The sequence below is a fragment of the Microcoleus sp. MON1_C1 genome, from assembly GCF_036701945.1.
Lineage (GTDB): Bacteria > Cyanobacteriota > Cyanobacteriia > Cyanobacteriales > Microcoleaceae > Microcoleus.
In genome coordinates, this window is sequence record NZ_JAUBRO010000031.1 from 88,038 (window position 1) to 94,854 (window position 6,817).

General features: G+C 45.7%; 6 protein-coding genes and 2 pseudogenes. 1 reads left to right on the forward strand and 7 read right to left on the reverse strand.

What is annotated here, in order from left to right; genetic code table 11:
- Nucleotides 1–6 precede the first annotated feature (6 nt).
- The 6 genes and pseudogenes from msrB to speB form a co-directional block, all read right to left on the reverse strand.
- On the reverse strand, nt 7–405 hold the full coding sequence (msrB, locus tag QUA62_RS18495; RefSeq protein ID WP_006632094.1) for a peptide-methionine (R)-S-oxide reductase MsrB: 399 nt from the start codon (nt 403–405) through the stop codon (nt 7–9).
- Nucleotides 406–1,031: 626 nt separating this feature from the next.
- A pseudogene (locus tag QUA62_RS29440) lies at nt 1,032–1,449 on the reverse strand (sulfate/molybdate ABC transporter ATP-binding protein); the annotation flags it as partial.
- A 234-nt stretch (nt 1,450–1,683) separates the two neighbouring features.
- A pseudogene (gene modB, locus QUA62_RS29445) lies at nt 1,684–2,316 on the reverse strand (molybdate ABC transporter permease subunit); the annotation flags it as partial.
- Nucleotides 2,317–2,386: 70 nt separating this feature from the next.
- A complete protein-coding gene (gene modA, locus QUA62_RS18505) occupies nt 2,387–3,193 on the reverse strand; it encodes a molybdate ABC transporter substrate-binding protein (protein ID WP_333405820.1) in 807 nt (268 codons plus the stop codon).
- Between the two features lie 179 nt (nt 3,194–3,372).
- On the reverse strand, nt 3,373–3,930 hold the full coding sequence (locus tag QUA62_RS18510; RefSeq protein WP_190661312.1) for a thioredoxin family protein: 558 nt from the start codon (nt 3,928–3,930) through the stop codon (nt 3,373–3,375).
- Nucleotides 3,931–4,063: 133 nt separating this feature from the next.
- The gene (gene speB / locus QUA62_RS18515) at nt 4,064–4,993 is read right to left on the reverse strand and encodes an agmatinase (RefSeq protein WP_006632090.1); all 930 of its coding nucleotides are present in this window, start codon (nt 4,991–4,993) and stop codon (nt 4,064–4,066) included.
- Nucleotides 4,994–5,265: 272 nt separating this feature from the next.
- Here speB and QUA62_RS18520 point away from each other — a divergent pair, with 272 nt between their 5' ends.
- The gene (locus QUA62_RS18520; protein WP_333405822.1) at nt 5,266–6,180 is read left to right on the forward strand and encodes an alpha/beta fold hydrolase; all 915 of its coding nucleotides are present in this window, start codon (nt 5,266–5,268) and stop codon (nt 6,178–6,180) included.
- 84 nt (nt 6,181–6,264) lie between these two features.
- Here the strand turns inward: QUA62_RS18520 and QUA62_RS18525 are convergent, their stop codons facing one another.
- Nucleotides 6,265–6,711 carry a hypothetical protein gene (locus QUA62_RS18525; protein ID WP_333405826.1) on the reverse strand — a complete coding sequence of 149 codons (447 nt, stop codon included), beginning with the start codon at nt 6,709–6,711 and terminating at the stop codon, nt 6,265–6,267.
- Between the last annotated feature and the right edge of the window lie 106 nt (nt 6,712–6,817).

Consider the following 6,817-nt stretch of genomic DNA (forward strand, 5'->3'; position numbering starts at 1 on the left):
ACTGAATTAATCCTTGGGGACGAAATTAAGAGCAGCAGAATTCATGCAGTAACGCTGACCGGTAGGTTTGGGCCCGTCGTTAAATACGTGACCGAGATGAGCGTCGCAAACAGCGCACAGTACCTCTGTTCGGCGCATGAACAAGGTGTTATCCGACTCGCACTTGACATTTTCTTCGCTAACTGGAGCGTAGAAACTAGGCCAACCGGTACCGGAATCGAACTTGGTTTCTGATTTAAATAGCTCCGTACCGCAGCAAATGCAATTATAAATTCCGGGCTTTTTGTTGTCGTGGTACTCGCCGCTAAAAGCTCTTTCTGTTCCCTTTTTTCGGGCGACTTTGAATTGTTCTGGCGTGAGTTGTTGTTGCCATTCTGCGTCGGTTTTTTTAACTTTTTCAGGCATGATTTGATGTTTGGTTAAGATGTATTTAGCTGTTGAGTGTTGACGGTTAACTGTTGAGTGTTGACGGTTAACGCTATATTCCTAGTTAACTCAGGCTTCCATTAATATTAACCTAATTGGCTCGAAATGAACATACCAGGGAAAAGGATTGTCCTTAATAGCCCTCCACTTTTCCTTGAAAACTTCGGCTTGTAAGTGATAATCTTGGGAATCATTGGGAGGCGAGTGCAATTTGAGATATAATGTCACCCGGTGCGGAGTTTCCACAGTCGAGGCGATCCAACAAGCAAAAGTATTTTCACGATCGCACCCGCTAACAAAAATCAGTTGATGAGCCCGAATTCCCACAGAAACTAGAGATTTGGGAATTGGTTCGACTACAGCCAGAGTACAGCCCCAGTCGATCGCCTCCACGACAGTTACGGAGATCGGTTTAGCTGCTGAGAAATTCTTGCAGCCCGTCAACTGGGCGACAATGAAGTTGCCAGGGCGATCGAAAATGTTCTCTTTGGTATCAAAGGCGATCGGTCTTCCCTGGGCCAACACCAACAGATTTTTGCACACCCGGTAAACTTCCTCTAAATTGTGGCTGACAAACAAAGTAATTCCCCGATAATTAGCCAGAGTCTGCATTAACTCCTGTTCCAGTTGACTGCGTAAGTGAGTATCCAAAGCAGAAAACGGTTCGTCTAACAGCAGCAATTCAGGAGAAGGGGCGATCGCCCTCGCCAAAGCCACCCGCTGCTGTTGGCCTCCTGAAAGTTCGTGCGGATAGCGGTTTTCCAGTCCCGACATTTGCACCGAAATTAGCTGTTCTTTTACCCGAAGTCTTTGCTCGCTTTCAGATAAATGCTGCAAGCCAAACGCAATATTTTGAGCAACAGTCAGGTGAGGAAATAAAGCATAGTTTTGAAACAAAAAACCTATGCGGCGGTCTTTAGAAGCTACATTAATACCCTGTGCTGAGTCAAATAAAACCCTGCCATTGACTGAAATTTGACCGCTCCTGGGAGTTTCCAAACCGGCGATGCAGCGCAGAGTCATGCTCTTACCAGAACCCGACGCGCCCAAAATTCCCAGCACTTCCGGGCCGATATTGAAGCCGACATCCAAGGCAAAACCGGAGAGAGGTTTAAAAATGCTTAAAAAAAGTCCGTTTTTCGGTTGTTGTTTTTGGGATTTTGTGGTAAAAGTAGACGCGACTTTAGGAAAATTTGATTGCAGTCTTTGGCTCGAATTCGGTTTGAGCGCTCTCCTTTGTAAATCAGTCCAAAAATTAACAGCAGTTAGCACGCTCAAAGAAAGACTAAGAATAATCAAAACCCAAATAGCAGCTTGCCTCATATCCCCTGCTTCCACAGCAAAATAAATTGCCATCGGGATAGTTTGAGTTTGTCCGGGAATATTCCCCGCTAACATCAACGTCGCGCCGAATTCACCCAAAGCGCGGGCAAATGCGAGAATAGTTCCTGCTAAAATTCCCGGCCATGCTAGCGGCACCATAATGCGCCAAAATACTTGCCACTCCGAGGCTCCCAAAGTGCGAGCAGCATTGAGAAGATTGGCATCAATTTGCTCAAAAGCTCCCAAAGCAGTTTTGTACATGAGGGGAAATGATACAACTGTGGCAGTAATAGCGGCGGCTTGCCAAGTGAAAATTATAGTTAAATCGAATTGTAGCAAGAATTGCCCGATCGCCCCATTTCTACCAAACAGCAGCAGCAGCAAAAATCCCACTACAGTCGGCGGCAAAACTAAGGGAGAAATTAGAATCCCTTCAATTAAAGCTTTACCTCTGATGCGAGTGGAAAGCATCCACCGGGCGGCGGCTATTCCCAGGAAAAAGGTGATAAATGTCGCAATAGCGGAGGATTTTAGAGATATCCAGAGCGGAGAAATATCAAATTCCATCTATAAATACATCCGCGTTAATCAGCGCTTATCTGCTGTCATCAGCGGTAAAAAATCCCTAATTAATTAGTTATCGAACTATGCCAAATCCATATTTCTGAAATACTATTTTAGCGCGATCGCCCGCCAAAAAGTCAACAAACGCTTTTGCCGCAGCCGGATTGCGGCTGTTTCTGATAACTGCCAGGGGATAAACAATGGGCGAGTGTAAATTTTCAGCAGCCGTTAGCCGCACAGTTACTTTGTCGGATGCTTTGGCATCAGTCGTGTAAACTATGCCAGCATCCGCATTGCCGCTTTCGACGAATGTCAGCACTTGGCGGACGTTATTTCCTAGCACTAATTTTGGCTGGAGTTGCTGCCACAATCCAAGCTTAGTTAACATTTCCTGAGCGTATTGGCCCACAGGTACGCTTTTCGGTTCACCGATCGCAATTTTCTTGATTCTGGCATCTGTCAACTGTTTGAAATCGCTCAAAGCAACACCGTTTTTGGGAGTAATCAAAACTAGGCGATTTGTCAGCAAATTGCGGCGCGTGTCGTTAATTAGCAGGTTAGATTGCTGCAAAGCATCCATTGGGTTGGTGGCGGCGCTGAAAAATACATCTACTGGCGCTCCTTGCTGAATTTGCTGTTCTAGAGCACCGGAAGCACCAAAATTATAAGTAATAGTAAAATTCGGATTACTGCTTTGATAAACAGTTTTGATTTCCTCTAAAGCTTTCGAGAGGCTGATGGCAGCGGATACGTTTAAGGAGGTGCGCTGCAGCGTATCGACTGAGGAAAAGTTCTTAAATAAGTTCCAACTAATCAGCAGTGCTAGTATGAAGGCGACTGCGAGAATTAAGTTGGGAATACGTCTACTTTTTAAGTTCACAGAAAATTGTTTTGAATCTTTTTACTCCTTACCAGGCTCTGCCTGGTAAAGCAGATTCGGAGGCTGTACCTCCAATTTGCCTCCACTCTTTGACGAGGCAGAGCCTCTGGAGATAGGTTCCCAGGCACAGCCAGGGAACCAGTTAATAATTAGTGCCGGAACGTTAATTTTAAATCTGCCTATGCTCGCCATTTGACGGAACAGCCTATCGCCTCTGTAGTTGAAGGCTCAACGGGTTGGTTATTGAGCAATTGGTCGATCGCACTCCGCAGATAAGAAACCTGCACCGCCGCCGGATCGTCGGCGTTGTCGTCAATTAAACCTTTATAGCGCAGTTTGCCGTCTTGGTCTAACAAAAAAACCTCCGGCGTTTTAGAAGCCCCAAAACTTTCAGCCACATCTTGAGCAACATCTCGGATGTACGGGAAGTTGAGTTGATTGTTGGCGGCAAAAGTTTTCATGTTCTCAAAACTGTCGTCGGGATGCTGGTTTGCATCATTAGCATTAATCCCGATTAAAGTAACATCTCGATCTTGAAAATCTGCTTGAAGTTCTTTCATGCGATTGAGATACAACTGCACGTAAGGGCAATGATTGCACATAAATATCACCGCTATCGCCCGAAATTTTTCTAAATATCGAGCTAAATGGTGAACTTCTTCGTCAACTCCCGGCAATTCAAAATCGGGAGCGTAGCCGTTAATGGGAGTACCAGTTGTATCGATTAGTAAACTCATGTTTTCAGGAGGTGAAGAGCAGTATTTGCCAGCATGAAAGATGAAACTGTCAGCACGACTAAAATTGGCTGTTGTTTGGCTTTAACTTAATTCTAGCCTTCCCAACAGCCTCTTGTGATTCGTACTTCGGGATTTATTCCTCGTCTGGCTTTAGCCAACCTTGAGCCAGAGCTTGGTATCCAATAAGTTTGTATGCTAATTTGGCGGCGGTAAATTCTGAGACTACAGAATCTACAATAGGTGCTAATTCCATAATGTCACACCCGATTACTTCGTAGGACTCGAAGATGCGGCGCAAAAATCCGGTGAGGGAATACCAATTTAACCCGCCCGGTTCGGGTGTTCCCACCCCTGGAATTAAAGTCGGATCGATGCCGTCTAAGTCGATCGTCAAAAATACTCGCTTAGTTGTGATGCTGGCAATTGCCCGATCGGCCCAATCCGGTTGAGTAGCGATTTCCCTAGCTCGAATCACGTTTAGCTGTTTTGCTTTAATCAAGTCTGCTTCTTCTTTGCAAATGGCGCGAATCCCGATTTGCAGTGTCGGTAAGCCCATATCGACAATACGTCGCATCACGCAGGCGTGGTTGTGAATCGAGCCTTCGTACTCGTGCCGCAAGTCGCCGTGGGCGTCGATTTGCACGACTGTGAAAGGTTCATCCGGGTACGCTTGGCGATAACCTTCGACAACGCCTGCAGTGATGCTGTGTTCGCCTCCGAGGGAGATGACAAATTTATTTTCGGTAACTAGCTGGTGCACTGCGGCTTGGGTGACTCGCAGCATTTCTGAGGATGAAACCGGTTGGCGGTTGCGGGTATCGGCGATCGGCTCTTGTGTATAAATTCCGACATCGTAGCAAACTTCGGAATCTAGTTCTTCGTCGTAGCACTCGAGTTGATGAGAAGCTTCTAGAAGTTTAGCCGGCCCGTTTTCGCACCCCCGGCGATAAGTGGTGGTAGCTTCGTAGGGAATTGGTAAGATAACTACTTTGGCGGTGTCGTAGTCGGGTACAATTTCCGACCCCAGAAACGGTACGACAGCAGTGGAAACGATCGTTGGCATAAGGGAAATTTCAATAAGGCAAAGAAGTCAGCATCTTTAATCGTGACATACTATCGGCTCTAACTGCAAAGTCAGAAGGAAGAAGGAAGAAGGAAGAAGGAAGAAGGAAGAGGGAAGAGGGGAGAGGGAAGGAAGGCTGAGGATTTATGCAGTGGGGGCCATCTCCCCGTGGTTGCCTCGAATTGCGATACGGTTTGTAGTAATGATTTGAGTGCTTTGCAGCCTTGCATTCATCTAAAATCTAAAATCTAAAATCTAAAATCTAAAATCGCATGACATCTTCTACTCCCACTTCGTCAACAGTTGCTGCACCTCAAACTTGGCTGTGGAAAGGCTTTCCGATTTGCTACCAGGCTGCGGGTTCCCAGGGACCTGCGGTGGTGTTTGTCCACGGTTTTGGTGCGTCTTGGGGTCACTGGCGTAAGAATTTGCCGGCGCTGGCGGCTGATTGCCGCTGTTTTGCGATCGACCTCATTGGTTTTGGCGGTTCTGCTAAACCAGCGCCCAAGCTTGAAATTGACTATACTTTTGAAACTTGGGGTCAGCTAATTGCTGATTTTTGTCGGGAAGTTGCGGGCGGGCCGGCTTTTTTGGTGGGAAATTCGATCGGCTGCGTGGCAATTATGCAAGCCGCTGTGGATTTTCCCGATATTGCTTCTGGCGTAATTTTACTCAATTGTTCCCTGCGGTTGCTGCACGATCGCAAACGCGCCGAATTGCCTTGGTATCGCAGTTTTGGAGCGCCAATTGCACAAAAAGTTTTAAATGTCAAGTGGATAAGTCAATTATTTTTTAAACAATTAGCAACGCCAAAAACAGTAAAAAAAGTGCTTTTGCAAGCTTATCACCGTCCTGAAGCTGTCAGCGACGAACTGGTAAATATGCTGCTGGAACCTGCAAAAGACAGCGGCGCAGTCGAAGTATTTGTAGCATTTATCAGTTATTCTCAAGGCCCGCTACCGGAGGATTTGTTGCCGCGTTTAAGCTGTCCTGCTTTGATTTTGTGGGGGACAGATGACCCTTGGGAGCCGATCGCATTGGGGCGAGAATTGGCAAAGTTTCCGGCTGTTGAAAAGTTTATTCCTTTGGAGGGAGTGGGCCATTGTCCCCAGGATGAAGCGCCGGAATTGGTCAATCCTATTTTACTCGATTGGATTAAAGAGCGATCGGCATTTGCAGAAAATTAGTTGATTTTATTGGTTATTTGTAAAAAAACATAATACCCGAACCCCGACCAATTCTGCGAAGTCGGGGTTCTAAAAGTCGATATTTTACACGAATATGAAACTATCAGGGGTAAACGGGCCTTGAATTACAGCAATTTGGTCAGACGTACCAGCCAAATTGATGGAGTTACCAACAATATTGTAATCAGAAAGGCTGCCACGTAACTGAATGCGATCGATTCCCTGCTGAAAATATGGAATCGAGGCAAATCCTGTTCCACTATAGTATGTCTTGGTGGCATCACCGAGAACAAAAACATCTGTACCTCGACCCCCAATCAGCACATCCGTTTCATTGCTTCCCGGTGTAGCAGTCAATGGATTTACTCCAATCAGGGTATCATTGCCGCGCAAACCTGAAAGTATATCGCTACCATCTCCTCCTACTAAATAATTGTCTTGGATGTTTCCGGTAAGGACATCTACATTGGGAGTACCTGTGACATTAACGAAATTCTCTATAGCAATCCTATATGAATTGTGAAAAGGCATCAAATCTTTTCAAGTTAGGAAAATTGAAGAGATTATATTTAGCAAACAATTGAAATAAAAGATTAACAATATTAAAATTCTTGCCGAAACGATAAAACCTCCTGAG